The sequence below is a fragment of the Neisseria shayeganii genome, assembly GCF_014054965.1.
Lineage (GTDB): Bacteria > Pseudomonadota > Gammaproteobacteria > Burkholderiales > Neisseriaceae > Eikenella > Eikenella shayeganii.
The window spans coordinates 1,208,012-1,233,428 of the sequence record NZ_CP059567.1; the positions used below are offsets into that span (position 1 = coordinate 1,208,012).

Genomic DNA, 25,417 nt, shown 5'->3' on the forward strand with positions numbered 1-25,417 from the left:
ACACCCGCCCCGTCGCGCCATGACCGCCGCCACCCGCCACCTGCCTGCCGATCTGGCCGGCTACCTGCAGCGCATCAACCCCGCCGAAGCCGATGTATTGGCCGATTTGCGGCGCACCACCGCCAAGCACCGTCTGGGCAAGATGCACATCGCCCCCGAGCAGGCGCAACTGCTGGCGTTTCTGGTCAAAATCACCGGCGCCAAACGCTGCCTAGAGGTCGGCGTGTTCACCGGCTACAGCAGCACCGCGCTGGCGCTGGCGCTGCCGGAAGACGGCCGCCTCACCGCCTGCGACATCAACGTCACCTTCACCGACATCGCCCGCCGCTACTGGCAGCAGGCCGGTGTGGCCCATAAAATCACCCTCCATCTGCAACCGGCCCTGATCACCCTCGACCAGCTGATCGCCAACGGCGAAGCCGGCAGCTACGACTTCGCCTTCATCGACGCCGACAAACCGCCGACCGCCCACTATTACGAACGCTGTCTGCAACTGGTTCGTCCCGGCAGCCTCATCGCCATCGACAACCTGCTGCTGGGCGGCCGCGTCTGCCACGATCCCGCCCCCGGCGAACCGCCCTCACTCGAAGCCGTCCGCCGCTTTAACCGCGCACTGCAAAACGATGGGCGCATTGACGCCCTCACCCTGCCCTTGGGCGACGGCCTCACCCTGCTACGCAAACGCCATTCGGAGGAAACCCCATGCGCCTGACCGCCGTTTTCGCCGCCTTACTGGGCCTCAGCGCCTGCGGCAGCCTCACCCCCGTGCCCCATCCGCCAGCAACGGAACACGCCCCGGCCGACCAGCGCATCGACATCCAACTCAACGCCCACACTGAGCAAATCGGCCAACTTCAGCAGCAAATCAGCGAATTGCGCCAACAAATCGCCGAACTGCAAAACAAACAGCAAGCAGCGCCCGCCGCCGACAGCCGCCCCGTCCGCGGCAGCACCGCCACGCCGGCTGCCCCCGTCCCGGCCGCTGCGGCACAAAACAGCCACGACCAAGCCTACCGCCAGGCACGCAGCCTTTACCAAAACGGCCTCTACCGCCAAGCCCTGCACCACCTCAGCTTTGCCGAGCGCAACGGCAGCGGCAGCCAAACCGAGCAAAACGCCCTCTTTCTGATGATGCAAAGCCACGAAAAACTGCGCAATTGCGAATCCGTCATCATCAGCGGCCAGCGCTTCGCCACCCGCTTCGCCGCCAATCCGAAAGCGGCCGAAGCCCTGTACAGCGTGGGCAGCTGCCAATGGAATATGCAACAGCGCGACATCGCACGCGACACCTGGCGCAAACTGATGCAGACTTATCCCAACAGCCCGGCCGCCCGCCGCGCCCACCAACGCATCCAAAACAACCGCTAAACACCGAGGCTACCTGAAACCGGCTTGGGCCGTGTTTTCAGGTAGCCTCTTCACTTCCCAACGTTTCACAAAGGACCCCGCCATGACCCAAATCGGCATTATCATGGGCAGCAACAGCGACTGGCCGGTGATGCAGCACGCCGCCGAATTCCTCGACCGCTTCGGCATCGCCTACGAAGCCCTCGTCGTTTCCGCCCACCGCACCCCCGATTTGATGTTCGAATACGCCGAAACCGCCCGCGAACGCGGCCTGCAAGCCATCATCGCCGGTGCCGGCGGCGCCGCCCACCTACCCGGCATGGTGGCCGCCAAAACCACCGTCCCCGTACTCGGCGTGCCCGTGCCCAGCAAATATCTGCGCGGCGAAGACTCCCTGCTCTCCATCGTCCAAATGCCCAAAGGCGTGCCGGTGGCCACCTTTGCCATCGGCGAAGCCGGCGCCGCCAACGCCGCCCTGTTTGCCGTCTCCCTGCTGGCCAACCAATCGCCCAAACTGGCCCGCCAGTTGGCCGAATTCCGCGAACAGCAAAAGCAAACCGTATTGGGCATGAGCCTGCCGCCGCAGGCATAACTCCCCACAGGTCCATCTTCGCCGCCGGGCGTGCCATCCTACCAACAAACCGCCCGCTGCATCGTCGATTTGTTCGCCAAAGCGATGCCGCTGTGCGAAAATCCGCCCCGTTATAACCGCAACCCACACAAGGACCGTTCCGAATGACGCAGGAAACCGCTTTGGGCGCCGCGCTGAAATCAGCCGTGCAAACCATGAGCAAAAAGAAACAAACCGACATGATTGCCGACCACATTTACGGCAAATACGATGTCTTCAAACGCTTCAAACCGCTGGCATTGGGCATCGACCAAGATTTGGTGGCCGCCCTGCCGCAATACGACCCCGCCTTGATCGCCCGCGTGCTGGCCAACCATTGCCGCCGCCCGCGCTACCTCAAATCCCTCGCCCGCGGCGGCAAACGCTTCGACCTGAACAACCGCTTCAAAGGCGAAGTCAGCCCCGAAGAGCAAGCCATTGCCCAACAGCATCCGGCAGTGAAAGAAATGCTGGAAAAGCAGGCCGCCAAACAGGCCGAACAAAACGCCGAAGCCGCAGCCGAGCCGACTGCGCCGGCCGAAACCGTCGCTCCTGCGGCAGACACCGGCGAATAAGCCGATTGTTGAAACGCTTTCAGGTAGCCTGTTCAGCAGAGCAGGCTACCTGAAATGCTGTTTGCCCCATATCATCGGCAACACCCTTTCCCAAGCGACAACAGAGGGCAGCAAAACATCTGTTCCGCTGCCGCCTGACTGCTTAAGCCAATGAAACAGCCGAAACCTGCTCAGGTTTCGGCTGTTTACCAACGCCAGCGCATACCTTGCCATCCCGCCATGCAGTCAGCCATCTGGCTGCCGGCGAAACCGCGATTACCCCGCCACCACAAAATTGCGCACTGCACGCACCGCATCGGGCAGCTCGCCCGCGGTCAGGCCGATCGGGCCGCAGCTCTGTACCGCCAACAACTCGGCCGCCGCGCCGTGCAGCCAAACACCGGCCACCGCCGCCTCATAGGGCGGCAAACCCTGCGCCAGCAGCGCCGCAATCAAACCGCTCAACACATCGCCGCTGCCGGCCGTGGCCAAGCCCGCATTGCCGCTGTCGTTCTCCTCAATCCGCCCCTGCGGATTGGCCACCAAACTGGCATGCCCCTTCAGCACGATATGGCAGCCGTAGCGCTCGGCCAAGGCCATCGCCGCACGGCGGCGGTTGTGCTGCACCTCGGCAGTGCCGCAGCCCAATAAACGGGCCGCTTCCAAAGGATGCGGCGTCAAAATCGTATTCTCCGGCAAGGTTTGCGGAGCAACGGCCAGCAGATTCAAGGCATCCGCATCCAATAGCAAAGGGGCACTGCTCTCTGCCGCTTTGGCCACAGCAGCATGCAATAGGCTTTGTCCGGCTTCGCTCTGACCCAAACCGCAGCCGACCGCGTACACGCTCGCATCCTGCCGCTGCAACAAAGCCGCCGCCGTCGCCAGCATGATTTCGGGATGGACAGGCAGATAAGGCACCGGCAGCTGTTCCTGGGCAAAACCTAGCCACACCTTGCCCGCCCCGCCCTTCAAAGCCGCCACCGCCGCCAATACCCCGGCTCCGCTCATGCCCTCGCTGCCACCGATCACCGCCACCGTGCCGTAGCTGCCCTTATGGCTGTCGGCGGCACGCGGCCGCACCAAGCGGGGAAAACGCTGGCGGACGCTTTGCAAGCGGGCGGGCGGCAGAATACGGGTCAGCGGCATATCATTCTCCTAGGGTGGCTTTCAGGTAGCCTGAATCTTAAGGTATGCCATCATCAGCAAGCAGACAAAAGGCAGATGCCGGGATAAGGGGAAAGCTGATGCAGATGTATCAATCAAACATCTATCCGCCCATTCTTTAAGTCAGGCTACCTGAAACTATTGGCAAACGGCTCAGCGGCAAGCCTCATTCCAGCCCGATAAAAAAGCATCCGTCGGCCGCTGATGCGCATCAGCCCCGACGGATGCCGTTCAACACCGGACACAAGCCGGCTCAACTGGCATTACTCCCACTCAATCGTGGCCGGCGGTTTGCCGCTGACGTCGTACACCACGCGGTTGATGCCGCGTACTTCGTTGATGATGCGGTTGGACACTTTACCCAGCAGCGAATAAGGCAGTTCGGCCCAATGGGCGGTCATGAAGTCGCTGGTGACGACGGCGCGCAGCGCCACCACATATTCGTAAGTGCGGCCGTCGCCCATCACGCCGACGGATTTGACCGGCAGGAACACGGCAAAGGCTTGGCTGGTGAGGTCGTACCAGGAAGTGCCGTTTTCGTCGGTGGTGTTGCGCAGCTCTTGGATGAAAATATCGTCGGCACGGCGCAGGAGGTCGGCGTATTCCTTTTTCACTTCGCCGAGAATGCGCACACCCAAGCCGGGGCCGGGGAAGGGGTGGCGGTACACCATTTCGCGCGGCAGGCCCAGCGCCACGCCGAGTTCGCGTACTTCGTCTTTAAACAGGTCACGCAAGGGCTCGAGCAGCTTGAGATTGAGGGTTTCGGGCAGGCCGCCTACGTTGTGGTGGCTCTTGATGGCATGGGCTTTTTTGGTTTTGGCACCGGCGCTTTCGATCACGTCGGGGTAAATCGTGCCTTGCGCCAGCCATTTGGCGTTTTGGCGTTTGCCGGCTTCGGTTTGGAACACTTCGACGAATTCGGCACCGATGATTTTACGTTTTTGCTCGGGATCGGTGACGCCGGCGAGCTTGCCCATGAAGTCGTCGCTGGCATCCACGTGAATCACGTTGACGCCTAAATTGCGAGCGAACATGTCCATCACCATTTGGCCTTCGTTCAAGCGCAAGAGGCCGTGATCGACAAATACGCAGGTGAGTTGGTCGCCGATGGCGCGGTGGATCAGAGCGGCGGCTACGGAAGAATCCACGCCGCCGGACAAGCCGAGAATCACTTCGTCGCTGCCGACTTGTTCGCGGATTTTGGCCACGGCTTCGTCGATGTAGTTGGGCATGGTCCAGCTGGGTTGTGCACGGCAGATGTCGAGCACGAAGCGGTTGAGCAAGGCGCGGCCTTGTTTGGTGTGGGTCACTTCGGGGTGGAATTGGATGCCGTAGAATTGTTTTTCGGCGTGCTCCATCATGGCCACCGGGCAGCTCGGCGTGTCGCCGATGATGCAGAAGCCTTCGGGCAGCTTGGATACTTTGTCGCCGTGGCTCATCCACACGTCCAGCGTGTTGGGCTGGCCGTCTGCAAGGCCGCGGGTCAGTTCGCTGTCGATGGTTTTCACTTGGGCGTAACCGAATTCGCGTTGGTCGCCGGGCGACACTTCGCCGCCGAGGTGGTGCGCCATAAACTGCATGCCGTAGCAGATGCCGAGCACGGGAATGCCCAGCTCGAAGATGCCGGTGTCGGCCTGATAGTCGGAGTTGTAAACGGAATTGGGGCCGCCGGAAAGAATAATGCCTTTGGGATTGAAGGCTTTAATGTCTTCCAAAGGCATGTCGTAAGAGTGCAGTTCGCAATACACATGGGCTTCGCGCACGCGGCGGGCGATGAGTTGGGTGACTTGCGAGCCGAAATCGAGAATGAGGATTTTGTCTGGGGTCATGATAAAGGAATCAGAAATCAATCAAATAAAGAAACAAGCAAAAACTTAGGGAGTCGGCATCAAGCTGCGGTAGCGTTGCCGCAAAACCGGCATCGGGGTGGATTGGCGGCATTCGGCAAGCACCGTGTCGCGCTGGCGCGGCACAGGATTGCCCAGCACCATTTTTAACGCTTCGTTCATGCCCTCAGGCGAAGGCACGGTATTAATCTGCTGCTTATCCCGCACACAACGGTCGGTTTGCCGCTGAATGGCTTCCATCACATCCATGACTTCCTGCCGTTCGGCCGGGCTCATGACTTCCACACACCGAGCCGCAAAGATAAACGCCGCATCGATATCAGCAGACGCAGAGCCGCAAGGTATGGCTTCGGCTGGGGCGAATGCAGCCAAAGGCAGTAGCAGCAAGGAAAACAGTTTGTGTTTCATGAACATCCCCTAAAGATCAAAGCCTCGGCAGGCTACCTAAAAAGCGCCATCCGGGCCGTCAGGCAAACAGCTGGCGCACTTCTGCGCCCACGTCATCGGCGCGCATAAAGGTTTCGCCGATGAGAAAACTGTGCACACCGTGCCCGCGCAGATACTGCACGTCTTCACGGTGGCGGATGCCGCTTTCGGCCACCACCATATGTCCGGCCAATTCAGGCAGCAGGTCCAAAGTGTGTTGTAGGCTCACGTCGAAGGTGCGCAGATTGCGGTTGTTCACCCCGCGCAGCGGCGTACTCAGGCGGCGGCATTTGTCGAGCTCTGCCGCTTCGTGTAATTCCAACAACACGGCCATGCCCAATTCGTGGGCGATGCCCTCGAAGGTTTCCAGCTGGTCCGCGCTCAAAGCGGCGGCAATCAGCAGCACCGCGTCTGCGCCCCAAGCACGGGCTTGGTAGATTTGGTACTCATCCACCATAAAGTCTTTGCGCAACACCGGCAGGGCAACGGCGGCGCGGGCGGCTTTCAGGTAGCCTTCATGGCCTTGGAAATACTGCTCGTCGGTCAGCACCGACAAACAGGCCGCACCAGCCGCCTCATAAGCGCGGGCCAGCGCTTCGGGATGGAAATCGGCACGAATCAGCCCCTTGCTCGGACTGGCTTTTTTGATTTCGGCAATCAAAGCAGCCTCGCCCGCGGCATGTTTGGCGCGCATGGCGCCTACAAAATCGCGCGCCGGCGGCATATCGGCCGCCTGGGCGCGCATTTGGGCCAAAGGCTGCGCCGTACGGGCGGCAGCCACTTCCTGATGTTTGGTGTTCAGAATCCGGTTCAGAATATCGCTCATGGGCACTCACAAATCGGGCAGGCTGATCTGCCGCTGTTGGCGGACATGGAAATGTTCCAAGCTTTCCAAACCGTGCAAGAAGCGCGACAGTTCGAGCAAAGCGCCTTGGTACACGTCTTTTTTGAAGTCGATCACTTCATCTATCGGCGCCCAATACTCATGCCAGCGCCAGGCATCGAACTCGGGCTGGCTGCTGGCACGCAGATGCACGTCGCTTTCGCGGCCGGTGAGGCGCAGCAGATACCAAATCTGTTTTTGGCCGCGGTAAGAACCGCGCCATTGGCGGCGGATCCAGTTGCTCGGCACATCGTAGCGCAGCCAGTCGCGGGTGCGGCCGAGGATTTTCACATGATGCGGCAACAGGCCGACTTCTTCCAGCAGTTCGCGGTACATGGCGGCCTCGGGGCTTTCGCCGGGCTTGATGCCGCCCTGCGGAAACTGCCACGAATGCTCGCGCACACGCTTACCCCAAAACACCTCGTTGCGGTGGTTGGTAATGATGATACCGACATTGGGGCGATAACCTTCTCTGTCCAGCATGATTCTTTCGCCCGGAAATATAAAAATGGCAGCGATTTTCCCATAAAACGCCGCATTCGGCAAAGGCAGACACGGCAGCCAAACCGGCACCGCGGCTTATTTCACCGTCCAGTCCACCCAACCCAGCTGCCAAGTCAGCAAGATAATGCCGCCGAAGATAATGCGGTAATAGGCGAAGGGCACATAGTTTTTGCTCGACACGAAACGCAGCAGCGCTTTTACCGCCAGCAAACCCGCCGCAAAAGCCGCCGCAAAGCCGATGGCGATCAGGCCGATGTCCTGCCAGGTAAAAACGTGCAGGTTTTTCACCATGCTGTAGCCGGTGGCCGCAATCATCACCGGCACGGCCAAGAAAAAGGAAAACTCGGTGGCCGCCTTGCGCTCCAAACCCCACATCATGCCGCCCATGATGGTGCTGCCGGAACGGGAAGTGCCGGGAATCAGCGCCAGAATCTGCGCCAGCCCGACCACCAGCGCATCGCGCGGCCGCATGTCGTCCACCGTCGCCACTTTGGGCGCCCGGTTTTGCTGGCGTTTCTCAATCCACAAAATCAGAAAACCGCCAACCACCAAAGCCGCAGCCACACTGATGGGGTTGAACAACACCTGTTCGATAAAATCGTCAAACAACAACCCCACCACCGCAGCAGGCACAAAAGCAATCATCAAATTACCCACAAAACGGTTGACCTGACGGTCTTTGCCGATGTGGGTGAGCACATGGGCGAAGCGGCGGCGGTATTCGAATACCACGGCCAACACCGCACCCAACTGAATGGCGATTTTGAAGGCGGTGTATTCGCTGTCGAAACCGATCAGATTGCCGGCCACAATCAAATGGCCGGTACTGGAAATCGGCAGAAATTCGGTGAGCCCTTCCAAGATACCGAGCAGCAGGGCTTTCAAAGCAAGCATCACATCCATAAAACAGGCTTTCAAACGTTTTCAGGTAGCCTTGATTTGCACCAAGGCTACCTGAAAAAGAAAAACAATTATTGGTTGGCCTGACGGGCAAAGGAGCCGCCGCGACTTGGCAAAACGGCTTTGGGCGCGGCAGCCGGCATACCGCGCTCGGTGCGCACTTTCGCCACCAGTTCGTCCAAGGTTTTCATGCCCGCTTCAAAACCGTTGGCAAAAGTCAGCTCGTATTTGCCGCCCACAATCACTTGCGGAGTGCTTTGGATTTGATAGCGTTCGGTCAGCTGCTGCATATTGTGTGCGGCGGCAGACGATTTCGGGTCGTCATAAGCGGCCAACAGCTTGCTGCCGAATGCCTGCTGCTGCGCCCAAGCGCGGAAAGTGGCCTCGTCGCCCAGATTTTTGCCTTCATTGATTACCGCTTGGAAAATGGCCGGATTGGCTTGGCGTTTCACGCCGGCTTGGTTCACCGCCGCCAGCAGACGGGCAAACGGCAAATGCTGGGGCTGCCACACCACATGCTCGGTGCGGTATACCGTGTCTGCAGGCAAGGTGCGGACATGCCGCAGGATAATGGGGTCTAAACGCTGGCAGTGCGGACAGAAATAACCGAAAAACTCCACCACTTCGATTTTATCGGGCTGTACGGCTTCAATCACATTGCTGCGCACAATATAGTCTTTGCCCTCCACGGCTTCAGCCTGCACCACGGCAGCGCTTAAGGCCGTGCAGACGGCAAACAAAACGGTTTTCAGTTTTTTCATGATGGTTCTCTAGAAGACTGGGGGTTTGAAAAATGTGGGAAAGTGGGCAGGGTAAGCCGGACAATGTTTCAGGTAGCCTGAGAACTTTGCAAAACCCCCATCTGTGGCGCATTTCTGCGTTGTGTGCTGCTCACTCGCTTGCCTATCTATATGATATGTCTGCACTCGCTGCGCTGCTACGCCTTGAACTGCATCCACATCTGGGGGGGGTTTGCAAAGGTCTCAGCCTGGCTTCAAGCTACCTGAAAGCCGCCACATTATAGCGGACCTTGCGGCGGCACGGTTTATTCGGCGCTGCGGGTCAGGCTGTCGATATTGTTTTGGCGCAGCTTCTCGGTCAGCCGTTGCGCTTCTTCCCTGCTGAGGCGGCCGCTTTGAATGCGGTAAACGGTTTGACCGTCTTTGCCTGTGGCGCGGCTGAGGCGGGCATTCACACCGAGCATGGCCAGTTTGGCGCGTTGTGCATCGGCCGCTTCGGCATTGTTGAAGGAACCCATCTGCACCACCACCCGACCGCTGGGTGCCGCTTCGGCAGGACGGCTTTCGGCACGGCTGCCCTGCTGCTCGCGGCGCACCTGTTCGCGTGCTTTTTCCACGCTGCCGCTGTTGAGAATCTGCTCCGGAGTGGGCTTGGGATCCGGCCGCGGCTCACGGGCTGGCGGCTTGGGTTCTGCAGGCTGGCGCGGCTTCGATTCGGCCGTGCCGCGATGGTCGGGCTTAGGCGCCGGCACCGGCTGTGCTTCGGGCTTGGGCTCGTCTTCCGCTTGCGACGGCACGGCCGGCAGGGTAGCCGCTTCGGAAGCATCGTGTTCGGCAACCTCACCCCAAGGGTCGGCCAAGCCGCCGTCTTTCGGTGCCGACACAGGCACTTGGGGACGCACTCTTGAGCCTCTCGGTGTCAACTCTTCCGGCTGAGACACCACCTCCGGCGGCGGATCGGGCTGGCGGAAACCTGAAGGGGTGTGGTTCAGGAAAAACAAAACCGCGCCGATGATCAGCGTGGCCAACAACAGCCCGAAAATAAAGCCAGTCAGGCCTTTGCCGTGGTTTTTTTGCATAAGACAGGAAATCGGGTAAAAACGGTGGCGTATTCTAGCAAAGCTGTTTGACGGGGCGGAAACGCTTTTACACCTTCTTTACAGCCCGGCAAGTAAGCGTTTTACAAGACTGGAGCATCCTGTTTTGCAGCCCGTGCGCGCTTAACAAGTAAAACTTCCGCGCCCGTTGGCGGACAGGAGCGGAAGTAGGCAACAAACAATGTATCCAAGCGTTTTCAGGTAGCCTTACGCTGCACCACCGCTTGATGGACATACTGGTAACGGGTTTGCACCAACAACACGGCGATTGCGGCAATCACGGCCGGGATTGAGAACGCCAGGAAGTTGACTTGGTGCGACAACTGCATGGAAAGCAGGGTGCCGCCCATGATGGGGCCGACAATGGCGCCGATGCGGCCGATGCCGGCGGCCCAACCGATGCCGGTGGAACGGATCATGGTCGGATAGTATTGGGCCACGTAGGCGTATAGCAGAATGGAGGCACCAATACTGGCCGCGCCGGCAATGGTGACCAAGAGATACAGCACCGGCTGCGGATTGGGAAAGCCGAGCATAAACAGCGCCACAGCACCGAGGAAGAAGAAGGCAGACAGCACGGGTTTCAGTTGGAAACGGTCGGCCAGCCAACCGCCGCTGAGTGCACCCAAAATGGCGCCCACATTCAGGGCAAACAGGAACATCAGGCTGTTACCAAAGCCATAGCCGGCCATGTGCATCAGCTTGGGCAGCCAGGAGCTTAAGCCGTAAGACATCAAGAGACTCATGAAAAAGCAGGTGCAGAACATGGTGGTGCTCAGCGCCCGTTTTTCGCGGTAGAGCTCGATCACCGGTGCTTTTTCTTTCTTGGCAATATCCAACACCAGATCGGCATCGTCAGCAAACTGCTCGCGCGGCTCCATGCGGCGGATCAGATCACGCACCTGAGCGTGGTCGCCGCGTTGCAGCAGGAAAGCCAAGGAATCGGGCAGGTAGAGTGCCACCAAGGGCAACAGCAGTAAAGGCAGGCCGCCGATGTAGAACATCACTTCCCAACCGAATTTGGGCACCACCCAAATGCCCAGCACCGCAGAGAGCATGCCGCCTACGGCATAGCCGCTGAACATGATCGCCACCATGCTGCTGCGGATTTTTTTCGGCGAATATTCGCTCATCAGCGCCACCGCATTTGGCATCACGCCGCCGATACCCAAGCCGGCCAAAAATCGCAGCACGGCAAATTCGGTGGGCGTGCGGGCGAAGCCGTTGACTACAGTAAAGAAACTAAAAATAAACATGCAGATAATAATCATGCGTTTGCGGCCGAATTTATCTGCCAGAGAACCCAATATCGTGCCGCCGAACATCATGCCGACCAAGGCCGAACTGCCCAAATAACCGGCGGTTTCGGCACTCAGCTGCCAAGCCTCCATCAGGCGGGGCAACACCACGCCGTAAATCACCAGATCATAGCCGTCAAACAGAATGATCAGGGTACACCAAAACAAAACCCGCCAATGGGTGGGGGTGAGTTTGGCGTGGTCGATAACCGACTGGATGTCGATAGAAGAATGTCTCATGGGCTCTCTCCACTATTATTGTACTTGTCAAATCAGACATCGGCCTGGTGCCGCATACTTTCCACGGCACCCAGAACCGATGCGGCTGCATTTTAGGCGTAAAAAAATAATGGAATCAACGATTTTTTGCCGGTTTATTTTTAACATGTTAAGCAATTTAGAGAGTAGGCACTTTTTCCTTTTAAAAAAATAGAGTAAGTAACCATTAATATATATCGCCAAGCGGCGCTTTTTTATGCTGCAGTGCAGCATATTCATACCGATGGTTGCTGGTTTTGCCTGTTTTCAGGTAGCCTAAAACAGAAAAGCGCCGGATGTTGCCCGGCGCTTTTTGCGTATTCCGCTTGATCAGCCCGCTTGGTTTTGATCCAAACCAAAGGCTTTATGCAACACACGGGTGGCCAGCTCCATGTATTTCTCGTCGATCAGCACCGATACTTTGATTTCCGAAGTAGAAATCATTTGGATATTGATGCCCTCTTCTGCCAGGGTGCGGAACATGGTGGAAGCCACGCCCACATGCGAGCGCATGCCCAAGCCCACGATGGATACTTTGCACACGGTGTCGTCGCCGTCGATGGCGGCGGCGCCCAAGCTGCTTTGGCTGTTGTGCAGCAGCTCCAGCGTGGCTTTGTAGTCGCTGCGCGGCACGGTGAAGGAAAAATCGGTGGTGCCCTGCTCGCCCACGTTTTGAATGATCATGTCCACTTCGATATTGGCGTCGGCCACGGCGCCCAAAATCTGATAGGCAATGCCGGGCTTGTCGGGCACCCCGCGCACATTGATACGGGCCTGGTTTTTATCGAATGCGATGCCAGATACGATGGCTCTTTCCATGTTTTCGTCTTCCTCAAAAGTGATTAATGTGCCTTCGCCGCCCTCGATCAGGCTGCTCAATACGCGCAGGCGGACTTTGTATTTGCCGGCAAACTCCACCGAACGGATTTGCAAAACTTTCGAGCCCAGGCTCGCCAGCTCCAGCATTTCGTCAAAGGTTACCGTGTCCATGCGGCGGGCTTCGGGCACCACGCGCGGATCGGTGGTGTACACCCCGTCCACATCGGTATAAATCTGGCACTCGTCCGCTTTCAAGGCGGCGGCTAGTGCCACGGCCGAGGTATCGGAGCCGCCGCGGCCCAAAGTGCTGATATCGCCGTCGGCCGTGATGCCTTGGAAACCGGCCACAATCACCACCCTGCCGGCCTCAAGATCGGCCCGCATTTTGCCGTCGTCGATTTCCTCAATGCGGGCTTTGGTGTGCGCACGGTCGGTGCGCACCGCCACCTGCCAACCGGTGTAGCTTTTGGCATCTACGCCGATGTCTTTCAACGCCATGGCCAGCAGGCCGATGGTCACTTGCTCGCCGGTGGCCAACACCACGTCCATCTCGCGCGGATCGGGGAACTCCTGCATTTCGTGCGCCAATGCCACCAAGCGGTTGGTTTCGCCGCTCATGGCCGACACCACCACCACCACATCGTGGCCTTGGGCGCGGGTGGCCGCCACCCGGCGGGCCACATTTTTGATGCGTTCGGCGGAGCCGACCGAGGTGCCGCCGTATTTCTGTACGATTAAAGCCATGGATTTCTATGCTTTCTTGATAAGCTGGGAAGGGTTGCAAAAGGTTTCAGGTAGCCTGAGACTTTTGCAAAACCCCCATCTGCGGCGCATTTCTGCGTTGTGCGCTGCTCGCTCGCTTGCCTATCTCCATGATATGTCTGCGCTCGCTGCGCTGCTACGCCTTGAACTGCATCCACATCTGGGGGTTTTGCAAAGGTCTCAGCCTTTTCCAACCGGCACGGGTACCGGCGGAAAAAGGCGGTATTATTCCTATTTTGCACAGCAAAAACAAGCGGTGCGGCGGCTTTTTCCGTTGGCCGGCTGTGCTACACTGCCGGCCTTCCGATTTTCTTCCCCTCTACGCCATGGCAAAAGCACCGAAAACCGTTTACCAATGCAGCGAATGCGGCGGCACCACGCCCAAATGGCAGGGCAAATGCCCGCATTGCGGCGAATGGAACACCCTGCAGGAAAGCCTTGCTGCGCCCGAGCCGAAAAACGTGCGCTTCCAATCGTGGGCGGCCGACACGGCACTGGTGCAGGAGCTTTCCCAAGTAACCGCCACCGAAGTGCCGCGCGAACCCACCGGCATGGGCGAACTCGACCGCGTATTGGGCGGCGGTTTGGTAAACGGCGCGGTGATTCTGCTCGGCGGCGACCCCGGCATCGGCAAATCGACGCTGCTCTTGCAAACCGTGGCGATGATGGCGAAAAGCCGCAAAGTGCTGTATGTATCCGGCGAGGAATCCGCCCAACAAGTCGCCTTGCGCGCGCAGCGCTTGGGCTTACACAGCGAAGGCGTCAACCTGCTGGCGGAAATCCGCATGGAAGCAATTCAGGTAGCCTTGAAACAGCACGAACCGGCCGTGGTGGTAATCGACTCCATCCAAACCATGTACTCCGACCAAATCACTTCCGCGCCCGGCTCGGTATCGCAAGTGCGCGAGTGTGCCGCCCAGCTCACCCGCATGGCCAAACAAATGGGCATGGCCATGATTTTGGTCGGCCACGTCACCAAAGACGGTGCCATCGCCGGCCCGCGCGTACTCGAGCACATGGTGGATACCGTGCTCTATTTCGAGGGCGACCAGCATTCCAACTACCGCATGATCCGCGCCATCAAAAACCGCTTCGGCGCAGCCAACGAGCTGGGCGTGTTCGCCATGACCGAACACGGCTTGAAAGGCGTGTCCAACCCTTCGGCGATTTTCCTTGCCAGCTACCGCGACGACGTGCCCGGCTCGTGCGTATTGGTGACACAAGAAGGCAGCCGCCCGCTGTTGGTGGAAATTCAGGCTTTGGTGGACGACGCGCACGGCTTCACGCCCAAACGCCTCACCGTCGGCCTCGAACAAAACCGCCTCGCCATGCTGCTGGCCGTATTAAACCGCCATGCCGGCATCGCCTGCTTCGACCAAGACGTATTCCTCAACGCGGTCGGCGGCGTGAAAATCAACGAACCCGCCGCCGACCTCGCCATCATCCTCGCCATGCTCTCCAGCTTCCGCAACCGTCCGCTGCCTGAAAAAATGGTGGCCTTTGGCGAAATTGGCTTGAGCGGCGAAGTCCGCCCCGTGGCCCGCGGGCAGGAACGCTTGAAAGAAGCGGAAAAACTCGGCTTCAAGCGCGCCATCGTGCCGCAGGCCAATCTGCCGCGCCACCCCAAAGACTTTCCCGGCCTGCAGATTCACGGCGTGAGCAGTTTGCAGGAGGCGGTAGAGGTGTGCCGCCACGCAGCGGATTGAGGCAGCAAGCGCCGCTTGGCTTGAAACGCAGCGCCAACCCGACACGGCCAAGCCGAACCACTATTGCATGATGGTCGGGTTACGGCTTAGGCCTAAGCCAAGCGACGCATCTTAGCGCTGATCGCAACAGGCTGAAACCTTTGAAACCCCCATCTGCGGCACATTTCTGCGTTATGCGTTTATGCCCTATGGGTACTGCTCGCTCGCTTGCCTTGAACCGCATCCACATCTGGAGGTTTTGCAAAGGTCTCAGGCTACCTGAAATGCTTTCAGGTAGCCTTACCGCTTGCCCATTCAACTCACAAGCCAAACCACGCCGGCCAGGCCTGTCGCCCACAGCAGAATCCAGCGGCCGAAACCCGCAAGCAGACGGTGGAAAACCGGACGTCCGTCTTGCCGCGCTGCCCGCCGCAGCGCCAGCCATGCGCCGGCCGACACCGGCCACAACAGCGCCGTTGCCATGAGCGCTGCCGCAAACGGCAGGCTGTGGAACAGCCACGCCGTCCAGCACACCGCCGCCGCACCCAGCAAAACCGCATGGTAAGCCACCGCCCGCTGCCTTCCCAAATGCACGGCCACGGTGTATTTGCCGGCGGCACGGTCGCTGTCCAAGTCGCGCAGATTATTGATGTTCAACACCGCCGCGCACCACAGCCCCTGTGCATTGGCCGCCGTCCACAGCGGCCAAGACAAGGGGCAGCCGTAGAGCAGGCTGCCGCCGCACACCGCGAGCAAACCGAAAAACAGCCACACCGCCGCTTCGCCCCCACCGCGGTAGCCGTAAGGGCGGCTGCCTGCGGTGTAGTGCCAAGCCGCCGCCAGCGACAGCGCACCGGCCAACCACCAAGGCCAGCCCGCCTGCCACCCTGCTACGCCCGACACAAACAGCAATATCGCCCCGCTTGCCACACACAAGGCGCCGCAGCACAGCAAAGCGCGCCGCATGGCCGGCCGGCCCAACCGTCCGCTGCCGCACAAACGGTCGCTGCGGGCATGGTCGGCGCCGTGGCGGGCATCGCCGTAATCGTTGGCCAAATTGGCAAAAATCTGCAACAGCAAGGCGGTACACAGCATGGCGGCGAACAGCGGCCACTGAAAACGCTGTTGCTGCCAGGCCGGCAAAGCGGCCAACAAAACCGATGCCGCCGCCAAAGGCAAAGTATGCGGCCGCGCCGCCTGCCACCACAGCCGCCAAGAAAGGGAAAACACGATACCGCCCCAACCGAAACCCAAAGCGGCACAGGCTACCTGAAAGCCCTGCGGCAAAGCAAGCAGCCGCCAAACCACACTCTTTATTATTCATTATTCAATTCGCTGCTTTTCAGGCTGCCACACCATTCCTTCAGCCAGCCTCAGTCGTTGCGCCCCTCTGCCGACATTCAGCAGCAGGCCGCATTTTTCGGTACAATCGCGCCCGCACGCCGCCGGCGTTCGCCCCCGAATATCCGTCCACCCCTTCCGCCGTACGCGCCCCGCTATGTACAAACTCGCGCCCATTGTTCACGCCCTCTCCAAGCTCGGCTTGGTATTCTCCCTGCTGCTGTTGGCGCCGGCCGGTGTGTCTTGGTTTTACGACGACGGTGTGTTTTGGGTGTTCGCCGACACCGCGCTGGTTACCCTGTTCGGCTCGCTGGCCGCCTGGCTGCTGACCCGCCGCCACCAACGCGAACTGCGCACCCGCGACGGCTTCACCCTGGTGTTTTTGTTTTGGCTCGGCTTTGCCGCCGTGGCGTCCCTGCCCTTTTTCTGGCACCTGCCTGAAATGAGCTACACCGACGCTTTTTTCGAAGCCATCTCCGGCCTCACCACCACCGGCGCCACGGTGATGAACAATCTCGACTCGCTGCCCGCCTCGCTGAATTTCTGGCGCCACATGCTCAATTGGCTGGGCGGCATGGGCATCATCGTGCTGGCGGTGGCGATTCTGCCTATGCTCGGCGTGGGCGGCACCCAGCTCTTCAAAGCAGAAATCCCGGGCATCAATAAAGACAGCAAAATGGCGCCGCGCATCTCGCAAACCGCCAAAACGCTGTGGGCGATTTACGTGTTTTTCACCGCACTCACCTGCCTGGCGCTGCGGCTGGCCGGCATGAGCTGGTTCGACGCCGTCTGCCACGCCATGTCGTGCTTTTCTTTGGGCGGCTTCTCCACCCACGATGCCAGCATCGCCTATTTCGATTCTGTGGCGGTGGAAGCCGTGCTGTCGGTTTCCAGCATCATCGCCGCCGTCAATTTCACCAACCATTTCTACGCCCTGCGCCAACGCTCGATGGCGGTTTACCTGAAAGACACCGAAGTGCGCGTGATGGCGTTTACCCTCTTGGGCAGCATCGCCGTATTTACCTTATACCTGTGGTACAAAGAGTTTTATGCCGGCCTTGGCGAATCGCTGCGCTTCGTCAGCTTCAACTTCATCTCCATCGGCCTGGCCAACGGCTATGCCAACGCCAACTTCGCCGCCTGGCCGCTGCTGCCGGCACTGTGGATGTATTTCCTCGCCAACGTGTTGGCCAACGCCGGCAGCGCGGGCGGCGGCATCAAAACCATCCGCGCCGTGGTGCTGTTTAAATTCAGCCTGCGCGAAATGCTGCTGCTGCTGCACCCCAAAGCCGTACACACCGTGAAAATCAACGGCCGCCAGATTCCCGAACGCATGGCGCTCACCGTGTTGGCCTTCATCTTCGTCTATTTCATGACTGTGGTATTATTCACCTTCGCCCTGATGGCCTCCGGCCTCGATTTCGTGACCGCCCTCTCCGGCACCATTGCCTGCATCACCAATGCCGGCCCCGCCTTGGGCAGTCTCGGCCCCGCCTCCAACTACGCCGCCCTCAGCGACGTGCAGAAATGGTTGTGCACCGTAGTGATGCTGCTGGGGCGCTTGGAAATTTTTACCGTCCTGATTCTGTTTACCCCTGCCTATTGGCGCAAATAAACCCTCATTCCTGTTTTTCAGGTAGCCTGATCCGGCCGCACGGCTCTCCCGATTGATTCGGGCTACCTGAAACCGCTCTCCCCCGCGCCGCACCCCGGCCGCCCAAAGGAAGGATTCCCCATGCACATCCCCCACCGCCTCCGCCTGCTTGCCCTCGCCGCCGCCCTCAGCGCCTGCTCCAGCCAAGTGGAAACCCCAGTCGAGCCGGTTAAATCGGGCAGCAGCGGACACGTGCAGCTGCCCGGCAGCCGCAGCGCCGAAGCCGACGCCAAAGTGCTGGCCGACTACCAAGCCTTCCTCGCCGCCCAAGAAGCCCTCAAACAAAACGACGACGCCCCCGCCGCCCGCTTCCTTGGCCACGCTCCCACCAGCGCCATGGCCGACACCCTGCGCAACCAATGGCTGAAAAGCCTAGCCCGCCGCAGCGAATGGCCCTTGTTCGCCGAGCAATACGACCTCTTGAAAGCCGATGCGCGTGACCAAGAAACCCGCTGCTATGCCACCATGGCCGGTTTGGAAGCCCCGGGCGAATGGGTCGGCCGCCTGCTGAACGAGCTGGGCCGGCTGCCCGAAGGCTGCAACCGTTTGCTAAACCATTTGGCCCCGGGCTTAGACCGTGCCGCCGCTTGGCGCCGCGTGCGCGGCCTCTTGGCCGCCAACCAGATTACCGACGCGCGCAACCTCGCCGCCGCCCTCGGCTCGCCCCTGCCAAACCCACTCACCAGCGGCAACAGCAGCAGCCAAGGCGGTCAGGAAGCCCTGTTGCACAGCGTCATCGGCCAAAACGCCCGCCGCGAAGCCGGCGCTGCCGGCCGCTTGCGTAGCCTCTCCGCCAGCCTGCGCCCCGAACAAATCGGCTTTGCCTGGGCGGTGCTCGGCCACCAGCAGGCGCTCAACCAAAACTTCGCCCAAGCCCTGCAGTTCTTCCAACAGGCTGACAGCAGCCAATTCAGCCGCGAACATTGGGAATGGTACGCCCGCAGCGCCTTGCGCCTGGGCCGCTGGGGCGAATTGAAAAACATCATCCAAGCCATGCCGGCCAAACTGCAGGCCGACCCCGCCTGGCAATACTGGCTGGGCCGCAGCTTGGCCGCCGAAGGCCAGCAGGCCGCCGCACAAAACCTCTACCGCCAAGCCGCCGCATCCGGCCGCAACTTCTACGCCCTGCTCGCCACCGAAGCCTTGGGCGGCCAAGTGGATGCCCGCAACAACACCGGCCAAGCCTCTAGCGCCGAAGTAAACCGCGTGGCGGCCGACGGCGCCATCTCCCGCGCCCTGAGCCTGTTCCGCGCCTCGCAAAGCAGCGGCGACTGGACCATGCGCCGCCAAGCACAGGCCGAATGGCGCTATGCCATCGCCGGCTTCAACGAGCCCACCCTGCTCGCCGCTTCCAAACTGGCGCACGATCAGGGCTTCTATGAAATGGGCATTCTGTCTGCCGACAAAACCGACCGCCTGCTCGACTACGGCCTGCGCTACATCGCGCCCTTCCGCGACATCACCACCCGCTACGCCGCCCAAGCCAATGTGGACCCGGCCTGGGTGTACGGCCTGATCCGTCAGGAAAGCCGCTTCATGATCGGCGTGCGCTCCCGCGTCGGCGCCACCGGCCTGATGCAGGTAATGCCGGCCACCGCGCGCGAAATCGCCAACAAAATCGGCATGAACCCCGCCGAATTACACAGCATCGAAGGCAATATCCGCATGGGCACCTGGTATTTGGGCGACGCCCGCAACCGCCTCGGCCACGAAGTGCTGGCCACCGCCGGCTATAACGCCGGCCCCGGCCGTGCCCGCCGCTGGCAGGCTTCCGTGCCGCTGGAAGGCGCCGTGTATGCGGAAACCATCCCCTTCGACGAAACGCGCGATTACGTCAAGCGCGTGATGGCCAATGCCACCTACTACGCCGCCCTCTTTAACGAGCCGCAAACCTCGCTCACCCGCCGCATGGGCACCATCCCCGCCCGTTAGCAAACGGCTTGCCCACACGCAAGCGCAGGCTACCTGAAAACTGTATTTAGCAGTCTTTCAGGTAGCCTGCTTTTTTTGCCGGGCACTTAGCACAGCCAAAGGATGCCTGCTTTCTTCCGCACAAGCCGCCCGCCACCCTTGCGGGAAGACAGCGGGCAGCATAGAATCCCCTTATATTTTGCGCCGCAACATTCCACCCTCAGCTTCAGCCAGAAAGCCACCCATGAACACGCCCATCTACAACTTCTCCGCCGGCCCCGCCGTGCTGCCCGAATCCGTGCTGCGCACCGCGCAAAGCGAAATGTTCGACTACAACGGCACCGGTTTTTCCGTGATGACCATGAGCCACCGCTCCGACGTGTTCATGAGCATTCTCTACCACGCCGAACAAGACCTGCGCCAGCTGCTCGACATCCCCGACAACTACAAAGTGTTGTTTCTGCAAGGCGGCGCCAGCGCGCAGTTCAATATGGTGGCGATGAACTTCGCCAACGGCTTCAAACGCGTGGATTCCGTGGTCACCGGCAACTGGTCGGCCATCGCCCACAAGCAAATGGGCAAACTGTCCGACGCCGCCATCCACCTGGCTGCCGACGGCAAAGCCAATGGTTACACCGACCTGCCGCCGGTGGCAAGCTGGGACATCAGCCCCGATTCGGCTTTCGTCCATTTCGTGATCAACGAAACCGTGCACGGCCTGCAATACCGCGAGGTGCCCAAACTGGCCGACGGCATGCCGCCCCTGGTGTGCGATATGTCGAGCGAAATCCTGTCGCGCCGCATCAATGTGCGCGATTTCGGCGTGATTTACGCCGGCGCGCAAAAAAACATCGGCCCGTCCGGCGCCACCATCGTCATCATCCGCGAAGACCTGCTGGACCGCTGTTCCGACCGCATTCCCGACGTGTGGAATTACCGTTCGCACGTCAACAAACAGGGCATGTACAACACACCGGCTACCTATCCGATTTACATCGCCGGCTTGGTGTTCCGCTGGCTGCAGTCGCAAGGCGGCGTGGCGCAGATGGAAACCATCAACACCTTGAAAGCCAAAACTCTTTATGAGGCCATCGACGGCAGCGGCGGTTTCTACCGCAACCCCGTCCAAGCCGACGCCCGCTCCAAAATGAATGTGATCTTCAGCACCGGCAATGCCGAGCTGGACGAACGGTTCGCCCAAGAATCCACTACCCGCGGCCTACAGCTCCTGCGCGGCTACAAAAGCATGGGCGGTATGCGTGCCAGCATCTACAATGCCATGCCGCTGCAAGGCGTGGAGGCGCTGACCGAATTCATGCGCGAATTCCAAAACCGCTACGGCTGACAGCGGGCCAAACCATCAACCGCACTTTCCGTGCGGTTTGCGCATTTCAGGTAGCCCAAATGCCGCCCGACCACTCCGTGCGGGCCGATACTTTCTTTCTCCAACTTTTTCACCTTAGCTTTCCTTCACCGCCATGCGCCCGACCACCCTGCTTACCCTGCTTACTCTAGCCGGCTGGTGTTCTCCCGCCGCCGCCGACACCCAGCAAGCCGTCCTGGCCTGCACTCAAATCGGCGATCCCGCCGCCCGCCTGGCCTGCTACGACCGCGCCACCGGCACCGAAACGCCGCCCGCCGAAAAAGCCGCCATCGACTTGAGCGAAAGCGCCCGCGCCAGCTTCGAGCACGGCAAAGCCGAGCTGATATTCACGCCCACCGGCCAAACTGCCGCCGCCGGTGACACCGCCACAGACGCCACCGCCTACACCCCGCTGAGCCTGGCCTTTGATCTGGACCGCAACCACGATTCCGGCATTCTCAGCGCCCGGCCGCACCGCCCCATCTATCTGCTCCCCGGCTGGTTCAACAGCTCGCCCAACCGCTACCCTTCCTCGCCGGAACACCGGGCCGACCAAAGCGACCAAAACCACGCCGAAACCAAAATGCAGATTTCCTTCAAAACCAAACTGATGGAAGACGTATTCGGCACCCATGCCGATTTGTGGTTCGGCTACACCCAAATTTCGCATTGGCAGGTGTACAACGGCTCCATGTCCTCCCCCTTCCGCAACACCGATTACGAGCCCGAATTCATCCTCACCCAACCGGTGAAAGCCGACCTGCCCTTCGGCGGCCGCCTGCGCATGCTCGGCGTGGGCGCGGTGCATCAATCCAACGGCCAAAGCGACCCCCTCTCCCGTTCGTGGAACCGCCTCTACCTGATGGGGGGTATGGAATGGGGCAAACTCACCGTATTGCCCCGCTTGTGGTGGCGCATTCCCGAAAGCCGCCGCGAAGACGACAACAGTAACATCAACCGCTATATGGGCTACGGCGATTTGCGCCTGCACTACCGCTTCGACGACCGCCAAACCCTCGGCGCCCTGATGCGCTACAACCCCGCCAGCGGCAAAGGCGGCGTTCAGCTCGACTACACCTTCCCATTGGCCGGCCGCCTCAAAGGCTACCTGCAAGGCTTCCACGGCTACGGCGAAAGCCTGCTCGACTACAACCACAAACACAACAGCATCGGCATCGGCGTGATGTTGAACGACTGGGACGGCTTATAAACCCCCGCCGCCTGCTGTTTCAGGTAGCCTGAGACCTTTGCAAAACCCCCATCTGCGGCGCATTTCTGCATTGTGCGTTTATGCCCTATGGGTACTGCTCGCTCGCTTGCCTATCGTGTGATATGTCTGTCCCACGGGGATTCCTAGCGTTCACGTTCGCTGCGCTGTTACACCTTGAACCGCATTCACATCTGGAGGTTTTGCAAAGGTCTCAGCCGGCAAACAACAGGCTACCTGAAAATCCCAGCCGCCCTTCCGCCGCCAAAGGGTAAAAAACGCTCGTTTCCTCCCCTTCAAGCGCGTATAATGCGCGCCTTTATTTCCGTCTTTTTCGCGCACCCCATGGACCACAAACCGTCAGAAAGCGGCGGCATCGGCAAAGCCATCAAAAAATACCTGATCACCGGCATTCTGGTCTGGCTGCCCGTGGCCGTGACCATCTGGGTGGTCACCTACATCATTTCCGCCACCGACCAACTGGTCAACCTGCTGCCCGCGCGCTGGCAACCCGAACAATACATCGGTTTCAAGCTGCCCGGCCTCGGCTTTGTCGTGGCCGTATTGGTGCTGTTTTTCACCGGCATTTTCGCCGCCAACGTACTCGGCCGCAAAATCATCCAAGCCTGGGACAATCTGCTCGGCCGCATTCCGGTGGTGAAATCCATTTACTCCAGCGTGAAAAAAGTGTCCGAGTCGCTGTTGTCCGACAACAGCCGCTCCTTCAAAACCCCCGTGCTGGTGCCCTTCCCCCAAGCCGACATCTGGACCATCGCCTTCGTGTCCGGCTCCGTCGCCCCCGCCCTACAAACCGCCTTAGGCCGGGAAGAATACGTCTCTGTGTACGTGCCCACCACGCCCAACCCCACCGGCGGCTACTACATCATGGTCAAACAAAGCGACATCCGCCCGCTCGACATGAGCGTGGACGAAGCCCTGAAATACGTGATTTCGCTGGGCATGGTCTTGCCCGACGACAATCCCCTGCCGGAAAACAACCAGGCTACCTGAAAAACAGCGCAGAAGAGCGCACTGCATCTGCCGATCACTTAACCCAATCACCTCATCAGTTTCAATCTCAGTTTTAAAAGAAAGAAAGACCATCCACTATGCGCACCAACTACTGCGGCTTGATTAACGAACAGTATTTAGACCAAACCGTCACCGTCAAAGGCTGGGTACACCGCCGCCGCGACCACGGCGGGGTGATTTTCATCGACCTGCGCGACCGTGAAGGCATCGTGCAGGTGGTGATCGACCCCGACACCCCGGAAGCCTTTGCCAAAGCCGATGCTTCCCGCAACGAATACGTGCTCAGCATCACCGGACGCGTGCGCAACCGCCCCGAGGGCACCACCAACGACAAAATGGTATCCGGCAAAATCGAAATCCTGGCCAAGGAAATCGAGGTGCTCAATGCCGCCGCCACGCCGCCGTTTATGATCGACGAGGACAACCTCAGCGAAAACGTGCGCCTCACCCACCGCGTGATCGACCTGCGCCGCCCGCAAATGCAGCGCAACCTGCGCCTGCGTTATCAGGTCGCCATGGGCGTGCGCCGTTATCTCGACGCCCAAGGCTTTATCGACATCGAAACGCCGATGCTCACCCGCTCCACTCCCGAAGGCGCGCGCGATTATCTGGTGCCCAGCCGCGTGCATCCGGGCGAGTTTTTCGCCCTGCCGCAATCACCGCAGCTGTTCAAACAGCTGCTGATGGTTGCCGGTTTCGACCGTTATTACCAAATCACCAAATGCTTCCGCGACGAAGATTTGCGCGCCGACCGCCAACCCGAATTCACCCAAATCGACTTGGAAACCTCGTTCCTGAGCGAGGATGAAATCATGGACATCACCGAAGGCATGGCCAAACAGGTGTTCAAAGACGCACTGGGTGTGGACTTGGGCGATTTCCCACGCATGCCCTATTCCGAAGCCATGTTCTACTACGGCTCCGACAAGCCCGATATGCGCGTGTCGCTCAAATTCACCGAGCTGACCGACTTAATGAAAAACGAAGAATTCAAAGTATTCCGCGCCGCTGCCGACATGAAAGGCGGCCGCGTGGTGGCCTTGCGCGTGCCGAACGGTGCGAAATTAAGCCGCAAAGACATCGACGAATACACCAAATTTGTCGGCATCTACGGCGCCAAAGGCTTGGCTTACATTAAAGTCAACGACGTCAGCAACATCAGCAACGGCGAAGACAGCAGCCTGCAATCGCCCATCGTCAAATTCCTGTCTGAAAACTGCTTGAAAGAAATCATTGCCCAAACCGAGGCGCAAAACGGCGACATCATTTTCTTTGGCGCCGACAAAGCCAAGGTGGTCAACGAAGCCATCGGTGCCCTGCGCATCAAAATCGGCCACGAACACGGCGCGGAGAACGGCTATTTCGTCGATGAATGGCGGCCCTTATGGGTAGTGGATTTCCCCATGTTCGAATACGACGAAGAGAACGACCGCTATGCCGCCATGCACCATCCGTTTACTTCGCCTAAGCCCGGCCATGAAGACTGGATGGAAAGCGATCCGGAAAACTGCTTGGCCCGCGCCTACGACATGGTGCTCAACGGCTGGGAAATCGGCGGCGGCTCCATCCGTATCCACCGCGCCGACATTCAGGAAAAAGTGTTTGCCGCCCTGAAAATCAGCCCCGAAGAGCAACAGGAAAAATTCGGCTTCCTGCTCGACAACCTCAAATTCGGCGCCCCCCCGCACGGCGGCTTGGCATTCGGCCTCGACCGCTTGGTCACGCTGATGGCCGGCGCCGAATCCATCCGCGACGTGATCGCCTTCCCCAAAACCCAGCGCGCCCAATGTTTGCTCACCAACGCCCCCAACGCGGTGGACGACAAACAATTGCGCGAACTCAATCTCCGCCTGCGCGCCAAAGCAACAGAAAATCCTAAAGAAGCTTAAGCCGCTGAACGGCAACAGGCTACCTGAAAGCTTCAGGTAGCCTGCTTTTTTGATTTTCTCTAGTCTGCCACAGAATTGAACGATACAATCAACTCCCTATAAGTCCACCTAAAATCTCTTAAATAT

At 59.7% G+C, this 25,417-nt stretch carries 23 protein-coding genes and 2 pseudogenes; 14 read left to right on the forward strand and 11 right to left on the reverse strand.

Annotated elements, in window-relative coordinates:
• Nucleotides 1–19: 19 nt before the first annotated feature.
• The 4 genes from H3L94_RS05920 (at nt 20) to H3L94_RS05935 (ending at nt 2,532) form a co-directional block, all read left to right on the forward strand.
• Nucleotides 20–712: a class I SAM-dependent methyltransferase gene (locus H3L94_RS05920; RefSeq protein WP_182123065.1), complete on the forward strand. Its 693-nt coding sequence runs from the start codon at nt 20–22 to the stop codon at nt 710–712.
• Entirely contained in the window at nt 703–1,368 is a 666-nt protein-coding gene (locus tag H3L94_RS05925) for a tetratricopeptide repeat protein (RefSeq protein WP_182123066.1), read from the forward strand. The genes H3L94_RS05920 and H3L94_RS05925 overlap by 10 nt, the downstream gene beginning before the upstream one ends.
• 82 nt (nt 1,369–1,450) lie before the next feature.
• Nucleotides 1,451–1,939 carry a 5-(carboxyamino)imidazole ribonucleotide mutase gene (gene purE / locus H3L94_RS05930; protein ID WP_040659923.1) on the forward strand — a complete coding sequence of 163 codons (489 nt, stop codon included), beginning with the start codon at nt 1,451–1,453 and terminating at the stop codon, nt 1,937–1,939.
• Between the two features lie 143 nt (nt 1,940–2,082).
• A complete protein-coding gene (locus tag H3L94_RS05935; RefSeq protein ID WP_182121262.1) occupies nt 2,083–2,532 on the forward strand; it encodes a ProQ/FINO family protein in 450 nt (149 codons plus the stop codon).
• A 255-nt stretch (nt 2,533–2,787) separates the two neighbouring features.
• Here the strand turns inward: H3L94_RS05935 and H3L94_RS05940 are convergent, their stop codons facing one another.
• The 7 genes from H3L94_RS05940 to H3L94_RS05970 all read right to left on the reverse strand — a co-directional run bounded on the left by H3L94_RS05940 (nt 2,788) and on the right by H3L94_RS05970 (nt 8,996).
• On the reverse strand, nt 2,788–3,657 hold the full coding sequence (locus H3L94_RS05940) for an NAD(P)H-hydrate dehydratase (RefSeq protein WP_182121263.1): 870 nt from the start codon (nt 3,655–3,657) through the stop codon (nt 2,788–2,790).
• Between the two features lie 281 nt (nt 3,658–3,938).
• The gene (gene guaA, locus H3L94_RS05945; protein WP_182121264.1) at nt 3,939–5,504 is read right to left on the reverse strand and encodes a glutamine-hydrolyzing GMP synthase; all 1,566 of its coding nucleotides are present in this window, start codon (nt 5,502–5,504) and stop codon (nt 3,939–3,941) included.
• Nucleotides 5,505–5,549: 45 nt separating this feature from the next.
• Nucleotides 5,550–5,930: a hypothetical protein gene (locus H3L94_RS05950; RefSeq protein ID WP_182121265.1), complete on the reverse strand. Its 381-nt coding sequence runs from the start codon at nt 5,928–5,930 to the stop codon at nt 5,550–5,552.
• A gap of 58 nt (nt 5,931–5,988) precedes the next feature.
• Nucleotides 5,989–6,774: an indole-3-glycerol phosphate synthase TrpC gene (gene trpC, locus H3L94_RS05955; RefSeq protein WP_182121266.1), complete on the reverse strand. Its 786-nt coding sequence runs from the start codon at nt 6,772–6,774 to the stop codon at nt 5,989–5,991.
• A gap of 6 nt (nt 6,775–6,780) precedes the next feature.
• On the reverse strand, nt 6,781–7,314 hold the full coding sequence (locus H3L94_RS05960; protein WP_040659919.1) for an RNA pyrophosphohydrolase: 534 nt from the start codon (nt 7,312–7,314) through the stop codon (nt 6,781–6,783).
• Between the two features lie 96 nt (nt 7,315–7,410).
• On the reverse strand, nt 7,411–8,238 hold the full coding sequence (locus tag H3L94_RS05965) for an undecaprenyl-diphosphate phosphatase (RefSeq protein ID WP_182121267.1): 828 nt from the start codon (nt 8,236–8,238) through the stop codon (nt 7,411–7,413).
• Between the two features lie 68 nt (nt 8,239–8,306).
• Entirely contained in the window at nt 8,307–8,996 is a 690-nt protein-coding gene (locus H3L94_RS05970) for a thiol:disulfide interchange protein DsbA/DsbL (RefSeq protein ID WP_009117980.1), read from the reverse strand.
• An 86-nt stretch (nt 8,997–9,082) separates the two neighbouring features.
• Between H3L94_RS05970 and H3L94_RS12850 the strand changes: the two genes are divergently transcribed.
• The gene (locus H3L94_RS12850; RefSeq protein ID WP_342355402.1) at nt 9,083–9,259 is read left to right on the forward strand and encodes a lipoprotein signal peptidase; all 177 of its coding nucleotides are present in this window, start codon (nt 9,083–9,085) and stop codon (nt 9,257–9,259) included.
• Between the two features lie 21 nt (nt 9,260–9,280).
• Here the strand turns inward: H3L94_RS12850 and H3L94_RS05975 are convergent, their stop codons facing one another.
• The 3 genes from H3L94_RS05975 to H3L94_RS05985 form a co-directional block, all read right to left on the reverse strand.
• A complete protein-coding gene (locus H3L94_RS05975; protein ID WP_182121268.1) occupies nt 9,281–10,054 on the reverse strand; it encodes an SPOR domain-containing protein in 774 nt (257 codons plus the stop codon).
• A 215-nt stretch (nt 10,055–10,269) separates the two neighbouring features.
• Nucleotides 10,270–11,610 (reverse strand): MFS transporter, encoded by a 1,341-nt coding sequence (locus tag H3L94_RS05980; protein ID WP_182121269.1) that lies wholly within the window; start codon nt 11,608–11,610, stop codon nt 10,270–10,272.
• 348 nt (nt 11,611–11,958) lie between these two features.
• Nucleotides 11,959–13,191, reverse strand: a complete 1,233-nt coding sequence (locus tag H3L94_RS05985; RefSeq protein WP_009118194.1) for an aspartate kinase — start codon at nt 13,189–13,191, stop codon at nt 11,959–11,961.
• A gap of 64 nt (nt 13,192–13,255) precedes the next feature.
• Here H3L94_RS05985 and H3L94_RS12855 point away from each other — a divergent pair.
• Nucleotides 13,256–13,396: pseudogene (locus tag H3L94_RS12855) on the forward strand (lipoprotein signal peptidase); the annotation flags it as partial.
• A 139-nt stretch (nt 13,397–13,535) separates the two neighbouring features.
• Nucleotides 13,536–14,915 carry a DNA repair protein RadA gene (gene radA, locus H3L94_RS05990; protein WP_182121270.1) on the forward strand — a complete coding sequence of 460 codons (1,380 nt, stop codon included), beginning with the start codon at nt 13,536–13,538 and terminating at the stop codon, nt 14,913–14,915.
• 294 nt (nt 14,916–15,209) lie between these two features.
• Here the strand turns inward: radA and menA are convergent, their stop codons facing one another.
• A complete protein-coding gene (gene menA, locus H3L94_RS05995; protein ID WP_182121271.1) occupies nt 15,210–16,202 on the reverse strand; it encodes a 1,4-dihydroxy-2-naphthoate octaprenyltransferase in 993 nt (330 codons plus the stop codon).
• A 190-nt stretch (nt 16,203–16,392) separates the two neighbouring features.
• Here menA and H3L94_RS06000 point away from each other — a divergent pair, with 190 nt between their 5' ends.
• The 7 genes and pseudogenes from H3L94_RS06000 to aspS all read left to right on the forward strand — a co-directional run bounded on the left by H3L94_RS06000 (nt 16,393) and on the right by aspS (nt 25,291).
• A complete protein-coding gene (locus H3L94_RS06000; RefSeq protein WP_182121272.1) occupies nt 16,393–17,850 on the forward strand; it encodes a TrkH family potassium uptake protein in 1,458 nt (485 codons plus the stop codon).
• Nucleotides 17,851–17,970: 120 nt separating this feature from the next.
• Nucleotides 17,971–19,821 (forward strand): lytic transglycosylase domain-containing protein, encoded by a 1,851-nt coding sequence (locus tag H3L94_RS06005; RefSeq protein ID WP_182121273.1) that lies wholly within the window; start codon nt 17,971–17,973, stop codon nt 19,819–19,821.
• Between the two features lie 223 nt (nt 19,822–20,044).
• On the forward strand, nt 20,045–21,145 hold the full coding sequence (serC, locus tag H3L94_RS06010) for a 3-phosphoserine/phosphohydroxythreonine transaminase (protein WP_182121274.1): 1,101 nt from the start codon (nt 20,045–20,047) through the stop codon (nt 21,143–21,145).
• 133 nt (nt 21,146–21,278) lie between these two features.
• Complete coding sequence (locus H3L94_RS06015; RefSeq protein ID WP_182121275.1) at nt 21,279–22,373, forward strand: phospholipase A; 1,095 nt, start codon at nt 21,279–21,281, stop codon at nt 22,371–22,373.
• Nucleotides 22,374–22,410: 37 nt separating this feature from the next.
• Nucleotides 22,411–22,645 (forward strand): annotated as a pseudogene (locus H3L94_RS13000) (ATP-dependent exonuclease).
• A 70-nt stretch (nt 22,646–22,715) separates the two neighbouring features.
• Nucleotides 22,716–23,381, forward strand: coding sequence for a DUF502 domain-containing protein (locus H3L94_RS06020; protein ID WP_244958877.1), 666 nt, complete (start codon nt 22,716–22,718; stop codon nt 23,379–23,381).
• Between the two features lie 98 nt (nt 23,382–23,479).
• Entirely contained in the window at nt 23,480–25,291 is a 1,812-nt protein-coding gene (gene aspS, locus H3L94_RS06025; RefSeq protein ID WP_182121277.1) for an aspartate--tRNA ligase, read from the forward strand.
• Nucleotides 25,292–25,417: the final 126 nt, after the last annotated feature.